Below are 13,871 nucleotides of genomic sequence, written 5' to 3'. Positions count from 1 at the left end.
TATACCGCTACAGCCAGCCCACCTTCTTAAAGCGTCGATACAATGCGCCGCAAACAACAGCCATCAAGGTCAGGGCCGCCGGGTAGCCGAAACGCCAGTCCAGCTCGGGCATGTGCTTGAAATTCATGCCCCACAGGCCGGCGAAGGCGGTCAAGACGGCGAAAATTGCAGCCCAGGCGGCCAGGCGCTTGTTGACCTCGCCTTCTTCCAGCGCCACCATCGACAGGTTGACCTGGATTGCGGTGCCGATGGTCTCGCGCATGGTATCGAGGGCAGAGTTGATGCGGAGCAAGTGATCGTGGACATCGCGGAAATATTCCTGCGTGTTCCGGCAGACCGCCGGCACGCGGCCGCCGTGCAACTTGCCAATGGCATCGAGCAAGGGGGCGACGGTGTGGCGCACCGTCATCACCTTGCGCTTGAGCTCATACAGCCGCTCGATATTGTCCTGCTGCGAACCGCGGATGAAGATGCGCTCTTCGATCTTTTCCAGTTCGACTTCCAGCGTGTCGATGATCGGGAAATAGCGGTCGACCACAGCGTCCATCAGCGCGTACAGCACGAAACCGGAGCCTTGCTGCAAGAGGTGCGGTTCCCGCTCGGCACGGGCGCGCACGCCAAGGAAGTCCTTGGTGGAATTGGAGCGATTGGACAGGACGTAGTTTGGGCCGACGAAGATATCGACTTCGCCGACATGCAGCTCGTCCTCGCGCAACTCGAGCATCTTGACCACGACGAACAGGGAGTCGCCGTATTCCTCGATCTTGGGGCGTTGCTGGCCCCGGCCGGCGTCTTCCACCGCCAGTTCGTGCAGGCCGAATTCTTCCTGCATCACTTCGAGTTCCGCGCGTGAAGCGTCGCGCAGGGCGACCCAGACGAAGGCGTCTTGACGCGCCACGTAATCGCTGATGTCCTCGACCGGGATATCAGCCAGCTTGCGCCCATCCTGGTAGGCGACGCAGTTAATCAGCATGCAGGCTCCTCAAATTTCCAAGCCCGCAGCATAACTGAAAACCGGTAAACCGGGGTCAGGCCCGCAGGGCCTGACCCCGCACGCGGCCGCCGCGGACCGGTGTCAGGCACTTGTGCCTGACACCGCCTTACCGGTTTCAGTCATCCTTGGCGCCGTCGATGCCCAGTTCGGCAATCTTGCGCGTGATGGTATTGCGCCCGATGCCAAGCCGGATCGCGGCGTCGTTCTTGCGCCCGTGCGTGTACTTCAGCGCGGTGCGGATCAGGGCCGATTCGAACTGGCGACCCAGCACGTCCATCACGTCCTGCTGGCCGCTGCTCAGCATGCCGGCCGCCTGCAGTTCCAGCAGGCTAAGCCAGCCTTCCGGCGATGCAGCCAATGGCGGTGGCGCCAAGGGCTGCACTGTGCCGTGGTGCTGCGGCATCGCGGTTTCGGCCGCGGCCGGCACGGCGGCATGCATGGCGCTCTCCTGCCCTTGCGTCAGTTCCAGCGGCAGGTCTTTCACTTCCACCGTCTGGCCCGGCGCCATGACGGTGATCCAGTTGCACAGGTTCTCCAGCTGGCGCACATTGCCCGGCAACTCGAGCTGCTGCAAGAACGCCAGCGTCGAATCGCTCATGCGCTTGGCTTCCACGCCCAGTTGGCGCGCACTCTGCACCAGGAAGTGGCGCACCAGGATAGGGATATCCTCGCGCCGCTCCCTCAAACTGGGCAGGCGCAGGCGGATCACGTTCAGGCGGTGATACAAGTCTTCGCGGAACAGGCCGTCGCGCACGCGCTGCTCGAGGTTCTGGTGCGTGGCCGTGATCACGCGCACATTGGCCTTCAGCGGCGAGTGGCCGCCGACGCGGTAGAAGTGCCCGTCCGACAGCACGCGCAGCAGGCGCGTTTGCAGGTCGAACGGCATGTCGCCGATTTCGTCCATGAACAGCGTGCCGCCTTCGGCCTGCTCGAAACGGCCGCGGCGAGTCGTCTGCGCGCCGGTAAAGGCGCCGCGCTCGTGGCCGAACAATTCGGATTCCAGCAAGTCCTTGGGAATTGCGGCCGTATTGATGGCGATGAAGGGCTGCTCGGCGCGCGGGCTGTGCTTGTGCAATGCGCGCGCCACCAGCTCCTTGCCGGTGCCGGATTCGCCGGTGATCAGCACCGTCACATTCGATTGCGACAGGCGGCCGATGGCGCGGAAGACTTCCTGCATGGCCGGCGCCTGGCCCAGGATTTCCGGCGTATCGGCCGGCCCGGATTCGATGCTCGACTCGCGCAGGCTTTCGTCCAGCGCGCGGCGGATCAGCTCCACCGCCTTGTCGATATCGAAGGGCTTGGCCAGGTATTCAAAGGCGCCGCCCTGGAAGGCCGCCACGGCGGAATCCAGGTCGGAGAAGGCGGTAATGATGATCACCGGCAGGCCGGGATGGCGCTGCTTCACCAGTTGCAGCAAGTCGAGGCCGGAGTCGCCCGGCATGCGGATGTCCGACACCAGCACCTGCGGCGTCTCATGTTCCAGCGCGGCGACCGCATCGCGCGCATTGGCAAAGCTGCGCGTTGCGAGGTTCTCCCGCGCCAGGGCTTTCTCCAGCACCCAGCGGATCGATTCGTCGTCGTCAACTATCCAGATTGGTTTCATGTATTCCGATCAAGGCAAAGGCAATAAGATTCTGAAGTCCGTTTGACCAGGCCTGCTTTCGCATTCGATAACACCCATGTGCTGTTGCACGAAGGTTTGCGCCAGCGTCAGTCCCAGGCCGCTGCCGCCATCCCTGCCCGACACCAGCGGGTAGAAAATGCGGTCGCGGATCTGGGGCGGGATGCCCGGTCCGTTATCGATGATATGCAAATCTAATGCCAGCTGATAACGCACCTTCGCCAGCGTCATCTGGCGCGCCACACGGGTGCGGAAAATGATCTCGGCATCGCCCTGCTCGATGCGTGCCGCCAGCGCTTGCGCGGCATTGTGGGCGATGTTCAGGACCGTCTGGATCAACTGCTCCTTGTCGCCGCGGAATTCGGGCAAGGAAGCGTCGTAGTCGCGGCGGATGGTGAGCCCGACCGGGAATTCAGCCAGGATCAGGCTACGCACCCGCTCCAGCACTTCGTGGATATTGACGTCGCCCACGATGTGCGGCCGGCGGTGCGGCGCCAGCAGGCGGTCCACCAGGGTTTGCAGGCGGTCCGCTTCCTTGATGATGACCTGGGTGTATTCGCGCAGCTGCGTCAGGTGCAGCGGCGGCAGTTCCATTTCCAGCAGTTGGGCAGCGCCGCGGATGCCGCCCAGCGGGTTCTTGATTTCGTGCGCCAGGTTGCGGATCAGCTCCTTGTTGACCTGGCTCTGGTCCATCAGGCGTTCTTCGCGGTCCTGCTTCATCTGCTGCACGATCTCGCGCAGCTCGATCATCACGGCGCCATCCGGCTCGTCCAGCGCGCTGGCGATGATGTGCACGTGCAGCGCTTCACGCCCGCTGCGTTCCAGCACCAGCTCTTGCCGTACGTCGGAGAATTTGTGCTCGCGCGCCTGCGCGATGATGTTCTCAAGCTCCAGCGGCGCTGCAAACAGGCCGCCCAGCGGCTGGCGCGCCAGGGCTTTCAGCGACGATTCCAGCAGGTTTTCGCCAGCCGCGTTGAGGTACAGGATATGGCCGCCGCCATCGACGATGACAACGGCCGATGCCAGCAGGTCCAGCCCTGCCAGTTCAGCGGGCCGGATGCTGGCAGGGCTGTCTGGGGTCATTTTATATTGGCAAGCTCGCGCTTCAGCGCTTCCACGTTCGATTCCGCACGCGCGATGCTGTCCTTCAGGCCAGTTACGCGCTCCTGGTACTTGGCGGCGTTGCGCTCGTCGGCCCGGCGTTCAGGTTCGCCGTTGTTGAATTCCTTGCGCAAATCCGCCAGCTTACGGTTTTCGGTGTTGAGCTCATCGGTCAGGATGGCGCGGCGGTCGGCATCGCGGGCTTTCTGTTCCGAGCTTTCCACGCGTGGGAAGTTGGCTGGCGCTACGGCAGGTGCGGACGGCGTCGAGCCGCGGCGCGCGCCGCCCGGCGCGGGAATGGTGGCGCCCGGCAGGTCCAGCGTCTTGCAGTTCTTCCCCTTGCGGGTATCGGTCAGTTCCTTGCGGCCATCGGCATCCACGCAGAGAAAAATTTGCTGCGCCTGCGCTGCGCCACTCACGGCCAGCAACGCCAGCCCATGTAATACGAGAGTGCGAGTGTTCATGCCCCGACTATACAACATCCGAAAAAAAACGCGAGGAAAGCAAGCTGCTGGCCTCGCGCTTTTGTTGACTGCCGGTTAATTCCGGCAATCGTCCCCTGATTACAGGGAGTAGTACATGTCGAACTCGACCGGGTGAGTGGTCTGGCGCATGCGGGTCACTTCGGTCATCTTCAGTTCGATGTAGGCATCGATCATCGAATCGGTGAACACGCCGCCGCGGGTCAGGAACTCACGGTCCTTGTTCAGGTGATCCAGGGCTTCTTCCAGGGATGCGCAGACGGTTGGGATCAGTGCATCTTCTTCCGGTGGCAGGTGGTACAGGTCCTTGGACGCTGCTTCGCCTGGGTGGATCTTGTTTTGCACGCCGTCCAGGCCGGCCATCATCAGTGCAGCGAAGCACAGGTATGGGTTGGCCAGCGGGTCCGGGAAGCGGGTTTCGATGCGGCGGCCTTTTGGATTGGCCACGTGTGGAATACGGATCGAAGCCGAACGGTTGCGTGCGGAGTAAGCCAGTTTCACTGGAGCTTCGTAGCCTGGCACCAGGCGCTTGTACGAGTTGGTGCCAGGGTTGGTGATCGCGTTCAGTGCCTTGGCGTGCTTGATGATGCCGCCGATGTAGTACAGCGCGAAGTCGGACAGGCCGGCATAGCCGTCGCCGGCGAACAGGTTCTTGCCGTCTTTCCAGATCGACTGGTGCACGTGCATGCCGGAGCCGTTGTCGCCAACCACTGGCTTAGGCATGAAGGTAGCGGTCTTGCCGTAGGAGTGGGCAACGTTCCACACCACGTATTTCAGGTTCTGGGTCCAGTCGGCGCGCTCGACCAGGGTCGAGAACTTGGTGCCGATTTCGTTCTGGCCGGCGCCGGCCACTTCGTGGTGGTGCACTTCGACCGGGATGCCCATCGATTCCAGGATCAGGCACATTTCGGAGCGCATGTCCTGGAAGGAGTCGACTGGAGGCACTGGGAAGTAGCCGCCCTTCACGGTTGGACGGTGGCCGGAGTTGCCGCCGTCGATGTCCTTGTCGGTCGACCACGAAGCTTCGTCGGAGTCGATCTTGACCATGGCGCCGGACATGTCGATCTTCCACTTCACGGAGTCGAAGATGAAGAATTCTGGCTCTGGGCCGAAGTAGGCGGTGTCGCCCAGGCCGGAGGATTTCAGGTAGGCTTCAGCGCGCTTGGCGATGGAGCGCGGGTCGCGGTCGTAACCTTTGCCGTCCGACGGTTCGATCACGTCGCACTGCATGAACAGGGTGGTTTCTTCGAAGAATGGGTCGATGTTGGCGGTCGCAGGATCCGGCAGCAGGATCATGTCGGAAGCTTCAATGCCTTTCCAGCCGGCGATGGAAGAACCGTCGAAAGCGTGGCCCGATTCAAATTTGTCGATGTCGAAATGGGACACAGGCACGGTTACGTGCTGTTCCTTGCCACGGGTATCGGCGAAACGGAAGTCCACGAACTTGACTTCGTGCTCTTGTACCATCTTCAGAACGTCTGCGGCGGTCAGTGCCATTACATATCTCCTAAGTGAAAAAACTGCCGCGACCACTTGGGTGCGGCGAACGCTGGTGGTACATTAAGCAGATATCATGCCAGCCAATTCCATGCTACCAACACGCAAAAGGCGCACCATGCGGGTGCATCTGCCGATTATCGCACCACTGTGGTGCATATTTGCACCAATTGAAGCAAATGCATCGTTGTGGTGCAGTCATCATAAAGGAAAAACCATGAGTTCCACCGCCGAAATCCTCGACCGTGCACGCAAACGCGACACTTCCCTGCCCTATGCCGGTGCGGTGACCCCGCATGAGGCATACGAGCTGCTGAAATGCGATCCGCATGTGCGCCTGGTCGATGTGCGGACCAATGCCGAGCGCGATTGGGTGGGGCGCGTGGCGATTCCGGCCGAGCAGCATCATGCTGCGCAGTGGAACGTCTATCCGGGCGGGACGCCCAATCCTGACTTCCTGGGCCAGTTGGCGGCGGCGGTGCCTGGCAAGGACACAGTGATTGTGTTCCTGTGCCGTTCTGGCGTGCGTTCGCGCCATGCGGCCAAGGCGGCGACCGAGGCCGGCTACACCCAGTGCTACGACATCCTGGAAGGCTTCGAAGGCGACAAGGATGCCGAAGGCCACCGCAAGAACGTGGGCGGCTGGTGCAAGGCAGGCCTGCCCTGGGCGGGCGCGTAAGAATTAAATGGGCATCGGGATAGTTCAATATCGCCGATGCCCATCATCTCTCCGGTGTAACTGCCGCCTATCCGATCCGCGGCTTCTGGGTTAAAGCGCGTAGTTCAAACGTGCATAGACAAAGCGCCCCGAGCGGCCAAACGGCGAGTAATTGGAATATGGCGCATTGCCGGTGCCATTCAACAACGCTGGATACGGATCCGGATACTGGTCGAACAGGTTCTCCGCACCCAGCGCTGCAGTCAGGCGCTGCGTGATCTTGTAGCGCCCTTCCACGTCAACCAAAGTCTTCGGCGTCATCCAGTGATCGCGTGCCGGATTTGCATCCGGTTGCAACACCTTGCCGTAGCGCGTGGCGCGGAAGGTGCCACTCCAGTTGCCCAGCGTATGGTTTACGCTGGCTGTGAACTTGGTCTGCGGCGTGCCATGTTCAAAGGTCAGCACGTTCACGCGGTCAAACAGCGGGGGCGCAGGATTCAGCGCGGCCAATTGCGCAGTCACCGGCACCTTGGTCACTTCGGTCTTGGTGTAATTGCCCGCCAGAGTGAAGTCGAACTTGCCCACGTTGCCTGCATTCCATGGATAGTTGGCCACCACGTCCACGCCGCGCGTCGTCGTGTTCACGCCGTTGATGAAGAAGCGCCCGCCGCCGATGCCGATGAAGCCCAGCGATGTCAGGTAGTTCCGCACATTGTCCTGCAGCAGGTTCTCAGACAACACGATGCGGTCACGGATCTTGATCTGGAACGCATCCACCGTCAGGCTGGCCTTGCCCATCTTGCCGACCGCGCCCAGCGAGAAGTTGGTCGACTTTTCGGCATCGAGCGGCTTGGCGCCCAGCGCCACTGCAGCCGGATCACTAGGCTTGAAGGTGGTGATGTCGTATGGCACGCCGCCAACGAAGTTGGTCGCCGTGGAGGTAAAGAACTGCTGCTGCGGCGACGGTGCGCGGAAACCATTTTGCGCCGAACCGCGCAGCGCAAACGATGGCGAGAAGTTGTAGCGGGCCGCCAGCTTGCCCGACCAGTTGTTGCCGAAGTCCGTGTAATGCTCGCCGCGCACTGCGGCCGATGCCAACAGGTTCTGCGTCAGGTTCGCTTCCACGTCGACATATACCGAGTAGGCCTTGCGGTTGGCATCCGATTCATCACTCGGACGGAAGCCTGGGAAGACCTGCGAACCGGAAGCCGTAGGCCGTGGCGTTTGCGCCGCCGGCGGCGGCAGCGGCGGCAGCGTCACTCCACCGTTACGCCAGGAGTCAGGCTCGCCAGCATGCAGTGCGTAGCCTTCGCGACGCGCTTCCGCGCCAACGGCCACGTTGAGCGGCGACGACAGGCCTACTTCGTACTGCCGCACGCCAGACAGGTTCAAGGTGAGCTGGTCGTATTTGAAACCGCCTGCATCGAAGACAGTCTTGGAGGACGGGCCAAGGGAACGGTTCAGCGTGTTCTCGATGGTGAAGTCCATCCGGTTGTCGCCGTAAGTCACGGATGCATCCATGTCCCACTCGCCGGCGGTCCAGGTGGCGCCGAAGGCGGCACTGAAGTCCGATACTGCCGGCGCGATGATCGGCAGGAAGCCATTTGGATAAATCTCGATCGTATTGTTGTCCTGCTGGGCGCGGCGGAAGAAGCCGCCCGAACGCGCATCGCGGTCCTGGTAGCTGGTCCAGCCATACAGCTTGACGCCGCCTGCCAGGTTGTAGCCGGCGTTGGCGAAGAAGGTACTCTGCGTCAGCTCAGGCTCGCCGTACCAGGCGTTGAAGCGGTTGAAGTTCGCTTCGCGCGGATCGAAGGCGCCGTTTACCAGCGGATATTGCTGGCGTACGTCCCAGCCGGAACGCTCGGTATGATCCTGCCGCTTGCGCTCCAGCGCGAGAGTCAGGAAGCCGCTTTCGCCCAGCTCCATGCCTTTCCACAGGCTGAGATTGAGCGTATTGCCGTCCTTGCGCTTGCGCGAATCTTCAACGCCCCAGGTGGCGCCGGCCGGCGGCGTGCCTGGATTGAAGTTGTACTCGGTATCGCGACGGCCATAACTCACGCTGGCTTCGCCGCCGGTGCGATCGGTGCGCAGGCGCACGTTGATCACGCCGGCAATCGCGTCAGAGCCGTATTGTGCGGACGCGCCATCGCGCAGCACTTCAATGGTCTTCACAATACCGGCCGGGATGGTATTCATGTCCACCGCTGCCGAACCGCGGCCGATAGTGCCATTCAGGTTCACCAGCGATGAAGTGTGGCGGCGCTTGGAGTTGACCAGCACCAGGGTCTGGTCGGGCGCCAGGCCGCGCAGGGTGGCCGGGCGGATGGTGTCGGTACCGTCGGCCAGGCCCGGACGCGGAAAATTCAATGAAGGCAGCGCCACGGACAGCGCTTGTGTCACTTCCGGCACACCGGCATTCTTGATGCTGTCGGCGCTGATGACGTCCACCGGTGCGGTGGTATCGAGCACAGTGCGGTTGGAGACCCGGGTACCGGTCACCACCACCGTCGCGGTTTCGCCGGCGGGCGCTTCCTGCGCCCATGCGGCATTGGTGAAAAGTGATGCAACTGCGATTGCCAGAACCTGTTTTTTTGGTGCCATAGCTACCCCTTGTTGTTAAACCAGTTTCACTCCCCGGCTTATCTTTGAGGTAACTGTAAGCAACTGTCAATTAAGGGTCTCGCGGATACAACACTTTCAAGGTGTTTTACGTGTTTGTACGTAGCTTCTGCCGCACGAACTCGATGTGGTTGCGCAAGCCGTAGAACTCATCGGCAAAGGATAGCGGCACGGTGAGACGGTTGACCCGTTCTTCGATCTGGTCCAGGCGGTGCAGCAGCTCATCGCGCGGCTTGCCCTCATCGACACCTTGCTCCACCGAGCGCAGTTGTCCATACCAGCGGTAGACGCGCGAGCGGATGCGCCAGACGTAGATCGGCGGCACGACTTTCGACAGCGGCAGGATCAGGGCGCCGGCGGCCAGCACCACCACCCACAGGCGATCGAACAGGTTGGCCAGCCAGAAGGTCATGTAGCGCTGCAGGAATGGCGGGCCATCCTTGTAGAACTTGGCCGCTTCCCGCGCGACCGGGATCTCGGTATAGCGCGGTGAAGGGAACTGGCCCTGCTGCTGGAACCAGCCCGCCCCGCTATGGATGCCGCTGGCGGCCTGCACGAACAAGTCGATCAAGGCCGGGTGCAAGTCTTCGCGCGCCACCAGGGTGGCGGTTGGTGCGATCAGGTGGTAGTCGCGAGCCGGCAGGTCGCGGCCCAGGTCGACGATGCCGCGCGGCAGGGTGACATGGGTCAGGAACGGCAGCCGGCGCGCATAGGCTTCGGCCTGGGTGAAGTTGAACAGCTTGATCCCGGGCGTCATCAACAGCATCTGGATCAGCGGGTCGTCCGGTGCCGCTGCGAATACCAGGGCATCGATGCGCCCTTCCAGCAGTTCCACCGTGGCGGGCGTGTTTTCCAGGTCGCTGGCGATGATGTCGCCGTTGTGGACGCCGTTAATCTGCAGTACCTGGCGGAACAGGCGCGGCACGCCGCTGCCTTCGGGGCCGAGGTTGACCTTCAGTCCTTTGAGGCGGGTCAGGCTGTTGACGGCTTTCTTCTCGCGCATGAAGAGCCACACAGGTTCGGTGAACAGGCTGCCCAGCGAGACCAGGCCGGTGCGTTCGGCTTCGGCTTCGTTGGTGGAGCCGCTTTGCACGAAGGCGATGTCGGTTTCGCCTTTGTTCAGGTGCTGCAGGTTTTCCTGCGAGCCCTGGCTTTGCTGCAGGACGACCTTGATGCCGTGCTTGGCCATCGCTTGCGCGTAGCGCTTGCCGATGTTTTCGTAGGCACTGTTTTCCTGGCCGGTGGAGAGCTTGACCACGCGCGGCGGGGTGGGGTCGATGATCCAGTAGGCCAGTGCGCAGGCGCCGGCGATCAGCAGGATGGTGGGGGCGAACGAGACCAGCAGGTCGCGCAGGCTGATGCGGGTGAACTTGGTGATGAGTTTCATTCGCGCATTTTAAACCGGTAACCCGGTGTCTGACCCGCAGGGTCAGACACCGTCAGTGCGGCGGCCGCTGACGGGGTTTGAGGCTTTTGACTTTCGACGAAGATCAACGGCGCACAACCCAAGCCCTCGGCCTGGAGACCCAGGTTTACCGGTTTAGCGCGCGCCGCAGGCGCGCAGCGGCGCGGCGGGAGCTGCAGCGGAAGTCGCCGCCACCAAAGCCGCCGTGGCCACCGGCTGCACGCCGCCCGGCGCGCCAGCCGCCATCGCTGTGACCACCGGCGCAGCCTTCTGCGCATTCGGCTCGATCAACGGCATTAGCGAAGGCGCCAGCACCGTCAGCAGCTGCACCGGTAGCGCCGAGGTGAAGTCATAATTCTTCGACTCCGGCCCATGCACATAAGCCGTCATCGAGCCGAAGAAGCGTTCGCCGATATTGAACACGAAAGTGGCCGAGCGGTTCACGTAACGCGACTCGATCAGGCGCCCGCCCGCCGCGTACACGTCAAAGCGCTGGTCGCCGGTACCGGTCTTGCCGCCCACAGGAATGATCTGCCCGTCCGACCCGACGAAAGCGGACTTCACGCGCCGCGCCGTACCATCCGACACCACTTCACGGATCGCGTCGGCCACGGCACGCGCCACTTCCGGCGTCAGCACCTGCTCGTTAGTAGAGGACTTGTTGCGCGCCACCGTCGTTTCATACGGCGTGCCTGCCGCGAAGTGCAGGGACTCGATGCGCTGGGTAGTCTTGCGCACGCCGCCGTTGACGATGATCCCCATCATCTCGGCCAGTGCGGCCGGACGATCGGCCGATGCGCCCAGCGTGGTCGCATACGATGGCACCAGCGAATCGAAGGGATAGCCCATCTTCTTCCACTGGCGGTGGATGCCCATGAAGGCCTCCATCTCCAGCAGGCCGGCGATGCGCTTGTCCTGCGCGTACTTGTGATGGGTCTTGAACAGCCACTGGTAAACCTCCTGGCGCTCCTTCTCGCTGGCGGCCACCACGTCGGACAACGAAGCCCCTTCGTTCTGGTGCAGGTAAGCCACCAGCCACAATTCCAGCGGGTGCACGGCAGCCAGGTAACCGCGGTCGGCCAGGTTCCATTTGTCCATCGCGTATTGCTCGTACATCTTCGCCAGCCGCTCTTCCGGCACATCGTTCTGCACCTTCAGGTTTTCGTTCACGAACTTGTCGAACTCCGCCAGCGTCGCGTTTGGATATACGGTGCGGTGGATATTCGCCAGGCGCACCGGCGTCGGCCGGATCGTATCGAGCAGGATGGCATCGAGCTCCGACGTCTTCTTGCCCTTGTACTTGGCGTAGAAGCGATACAGGAATTCCTTGCCTTCCTTGTCGGCGAAGCGCGCCAGGTAGGCCGCGCGGCGCGGGTCGTCGGAATCGGTCAGCAGGGTCTGCGAGGAGCCCGGCATCTGGAAGGAGTAATACTTGACCACGTCGCGCATCAGGCGCACGAACACCAGGTTGGTGGAACGGCGCAGCGCTTCGCGCACGGTCATGATCTTGAAGTCGTCATCCTTGCTGAAGTTGCCGAAGTAATGCAGGCCGCCGCCGGTGAAGAAGCCCTCGCCAGGATTGGCCGAATACTTGCGCTCCAGCGCAGCCTGCAGCATGTCAGGCAGGTTGCGCTTGTCCTTCGGCGTCATGGTCATGTACTCGATGCCCCAGGTCGTCAGGCGGTCGCGCTGGTCGACGCTGACCTTTTTCAGTTCCGCGACCTCCATCTGGCCATACTTCTTGTACAGCTGATCGACGATGTCCATGTAGGTGACGAGGGTGCGCAGCTTGGCGGTAGAGCCCAGGTCCAGCTTGGCGCCTTCGTTGATGTCCAGCGGCTGATCGTAGTTATCGGTCTGCACGCGCAGGTAGTTGGCGTGCTCGCCGCGCTCCAGCAGCGTGAAGCTGTACACCACGTTGGCCGGGTCGCCATTGCCCAGCATGCCCTTGCCGGTCAGGCCAGCCTGCACGGCGGTCTCCGGTTCGCGCAACTGGCGCAGCATGGCGGTGACGGTCTTCTGGGTTTCCGCGTCGAGCGTGGTGTTCACCGACAGGTCGAGGCGGTCCAGGTTGTACATGCGGTTGTCGCCCAGCAGGTTGGCCAGGTGCACGCGCACGGCGTTCGAGGCCTTCTTGGTGACATAGGTCATCGGCGGCGCAGCCTGCACGCCGTTGCCCTTGGCTGGGTGCAGTTTTTCCTTCAGCGCGGCGTCGCGCAGTTGCGGCGTGATGATGCCGGCGCTGGCCAGCAGGCGCAGGTGGCTGTTGGCCAGCGTCTCCAGGTCTTCATCGCCCTCGCCCAGGTAGTAGCTCGGGCGGCGCTGTGCGATCAGCAGCGACAGCGCTTCCTTGAAAGCCAGCGGGCTGCCCGGCTGGTCCATCTTGCCGCCCAGCAGGCGCCCCACTTCGTCGAACTCGCGGCCGTACCAGACCCACATGCCGTCGCCCACGCCGTTCACCTCACCGTAGCCCGGCTTGGCCGAAAGCGGCACGGTATTCAGGTAGTCGACCACGATCTGGCGCCGCACCTTGGTAGTGTCTTCGCCCTGCTGATAGGCACGCAGCGAGGCCGAAATCATCTGCTGCAGCTTGTTCTTCATCGAGCCCGTGCGGCCCTCCGGCGAATGGCGATACTTCTCGATCTGGGTAGCCAGAGTGGAGCCGCCCGCCGCGCGGTGGCCGCCGGCGCCCACGGCGCTCGCGGTTTTTTCAAGGATGGCCTTGGACAGGCGATCCCATTCGACGGCCGGGTTGCGTTTCGGGTATTTGTTGTCCAGCAGCTCGCGGTTCTCGATGAACAGCAGGCTTTGCACCAGCGCGTTCGGCGCCTGCTCGAAGCTGCCGTAAATGCGCTCCGGATAGCTGGCAGTGAACAGCGGCTGTTCGCGGCAGTCGAAGATTGACAGGCCGGTGCGGGTCTTTTCGCGATAGGTCGGGAACACGCCCATGTCGGTCAATTCCACCATCTTCGGCGAGAAGCGCGCTTGCGACATGACTTCGTAATCGCGCGCTTTCAGCTTGTCCAGGTAATCCGGCAGGTTGGCGTAGCCAAGCCGTTCGTCGTAAGGGCTGTCGTGCGGAAAGCGGATCGACTTGCTCGGTCCCGGCTCCACCTTGTAGGTCAGCTTGCCGACCAGGTCGGTGAACACTTTCGCCTGCATCGTCGAGGTGCGGGTCTCGTGATAGCCCCAGAATCCGCCCACGGTCAGCAGCACCAGGATCAGCACAATCAGCGCATTGCGCAAGCGCGAACCCTTCTTCGGTTCAGATGGAGGTGGCAGTGCTGGCTCGGTTGGCGGGCTTGGTTCGAAGGAGCTTGATTCGTGATCTTGTTGGGAAGGCATAGGTACCGAGCGCAAACGCCGCCTGTTGCCGCCATATCCAATTGCTGCCGCGCCGGCGCGCATTTTGCGCACCGCTCGAACGACAACTCGGGGCCGGCGAAAACGACGATTGCTTAACATAGTGTTCAAACCGGACAGTACACGCA

9 protein-coding genes are annotated in these 13,871 nt (G+C 62.4%); 1 reads left to right on the top strand and 8 read right to left on the bottom strand.

The features are described 5' to 3' along the window. Nucleotides 1–7 precede the first annotated feature (7 nt). The 5 genes from corA to glnA form a co-directional block, all read right to left on the bottom strand. Nucleotides 8–973: a magnesium/cobalt transporter CorA gene (gene corA / locus ACN9MU_RS08805; RefSeq protein WP_426169749.1), complete on the bottom strand. Its 966-nt coding sequence runs from the start codon at nt 971–973 to the stop codon at nt 8–10. A 136-nt stretch (nt 974–1,109) separates the two neighbouring features. Next, nucleotides 1,110–2,597, bottom strand: coding sequence for a nitrogen regulation protein NR(I) (gene ntrC, locus ACN9MU_RS08800; protein WP_426169747.1), 1,488 nt, complete (start codon nt 2,595–2,597; stop codon nt 1,110–1,112). A gap of 9 nt (nt 2,598–2,606) precedes the next feature. Further along, a complete protein-coding gene (gene glnL / locus ACN9MU_RS08795; protein ID WP_426169744.1) occupies nt 2,607–3,698 on the bottom strand; it encodes a nitrogen regulation protein NR(II) in 1,092 nt (363 codons plus the stop codon). Beyond that, nucleotides 3,695–4,180 carry a DUF4124 domain-containing protein gene (locus ACN9MU_RS08790; RefSeq protein WP_426321736.1) on the bottom strand — a complete coding sequence of 162 codons (486 nt, stop codon included), beginning with the start codon at nt 4,178–4,180 and terminating at the stop codon, nt 3,695–3,697. Before ACN9MU_RS08790 ends, glnL begins: the two co-directional genes overlap by 4 nt. A 99-nt stretch (nt 4,181–4,279) precedes the next feature. Then, on the bottom strand, nt 4,280–5,695 hold the full coding sequence (gene glnA, locus ACN9MU_RS08785) for a type I glutamate--ammonia ligase (RefSeq protein WP_090437322.1): 1,416 nt from the start codon (nt 5,693–5,695) through the stop codon (nt 4,280–4,282). Between the two features lie 217 nt (nt 5,696–5,912). Between glnA and ACN9MU_RS08780 the strand changes: the two genes are divergently transcribed. Then, complete coding sequence (locus ACN9MU_RS08780; RefSeq protein ID WP_426169737.1) at nt 5,913–6,374, top strand: rhodanese-like domain-containing protein; 462 nt, start codon at nt 5,913–5,915, stop codon at nt 6,372–6,374. A 90-nt stretch (nt 6,375–6,464) separates the two neighbouring features. Here the strand turns inward: ACN9MU_RS08780 and ACN9MU_RS08775 are convergent, their stop codons facing one another. The 3 genes from ACN9MU_RS08775 to ACN9MU_RS08765 all read right to left on the bottom strand — a co-directional run bounded on the left by ACN9MU_RS08775 (nt 6,465) and on the right by ACN9MU_RS08765 (nt 13,725). Beyond that, nucleotides 6,465–8,957: a TonB-dependent receptor plug domain-containing protein gene (locus tag ACN9MU_RS08775; RefSeq protein ID WP_426169735.1), complete on the bottom strand. Its 2,493-nt coding sequence runs from the start codon at nt 8,955–8,957 to the stop codon at nt 6,465–6,467. A gap of 106 nt (nt 8,958–9,063) precedes the next feature. Continuing rightward, on the bottom strand, nt 9,064–10,362 hold the full coding sequence (locus ACN9MU_RS08770; protein ID WP_426344434.1) for a TAXI family TRAP transporter solute-binding subunit: 1,299 nt from the start codon (nt 10,360–10,362) through the stop codon (nt 9,064–9,066). A gap of 153 nt (nt 10,363–10,515) precedes the next feature. Beyond that, nucleotides 10,516–13,725, bottom strand: a complete 3,210-nt coding sequence (locus tag ACN9MU_RS08765; protein WP_426344433.1) for a transglycosylase domain-containing protein — start codon at nt 13,723–13,725, stop codon at nt 10,516–10,518. Nucleotides 13,726–13,871: the final 146 nt, after the last annotated feature.

It is taken from the genome of Pseudoduganella sp. R-32 (genome assembly GCF_049913245.1).
Lineage (GTDB): Bacteria > Pseudomonadota > Gammaproteobacteria > Burkholderiales > Burkholderiaceae_D > Rugamonas.
Note: the sequence above shows the minus strand (reverse complement) of the source record. Positions and strands in the feature narration are given on the sequence as shown.

Excerpts from the sequence above, each read along its gene's own strand:
- ACN9MU_RS08765 (WP_426344433.1), bottom strand. The coding sequence starts at position 13,725 with ATGCCTTCCCAACAAGATCACGAATCAAGCTCCTTCGAACCAAGCCCG.
- ntrC (WP_426169747.1), bottom strand. The coding sequence starts at position 2,597 with ATGAAACCAATCTGGATAGTTGACGACGACGAATCGATCCGCTGGGTG.
- ACN9MU_RS08775 (WP_426169735.1), bottom strand. The coding sequence starts at position 8,957 with ATGGCACCAAAAAAACAGGTTCTGGCAATCGCAGTTGCATCACTTTTC.
- ACN9MU_RS08780 (WP_426169737.1), top strand. The coding sequence starts at position 5,913 with ATGAGTTCCACCGCCGAAATCCTCGACCGTGCACGCAAACGCGACACT.
- glnL (WP_426169744.1), bottom strand. The coding sequence starts at position 3,698 with ATGACCCCAGACAGCCCTGCCAGCATCCGGCCCGCTGAACTGGCAGGG.
- glnA (WP_090437322.1), bottom strand. The coding sequence starts at position 5,695 with ATGGCACTGACCGCCGCAGACGTTCTGAAGATGGTACAAGAGCACGAA.
- ACN9MU_RS08790 (WP_426321736.1), bottom strand. The coding sequence starts at position 4,180 with ATGAACACTCGCACTCTCGTATTACATGGGCTGGCGTTGCTGGCCGTG.
- corA (WP_426169749.1), bottom strand. The coding sequence starts at position 973 with ATGCTGATTAACTGCGTCGCCTACCAGGATGGGCGCAAGCTGGCTGAT.
- ACN9MU_RS08770 (WP_426344434.1), bottom strand. The coding sequence starts at position 10,362 with ATGAAACTCATCACCAAGTTCACCCGCATCAGCCTGCGCGACCTGCTG.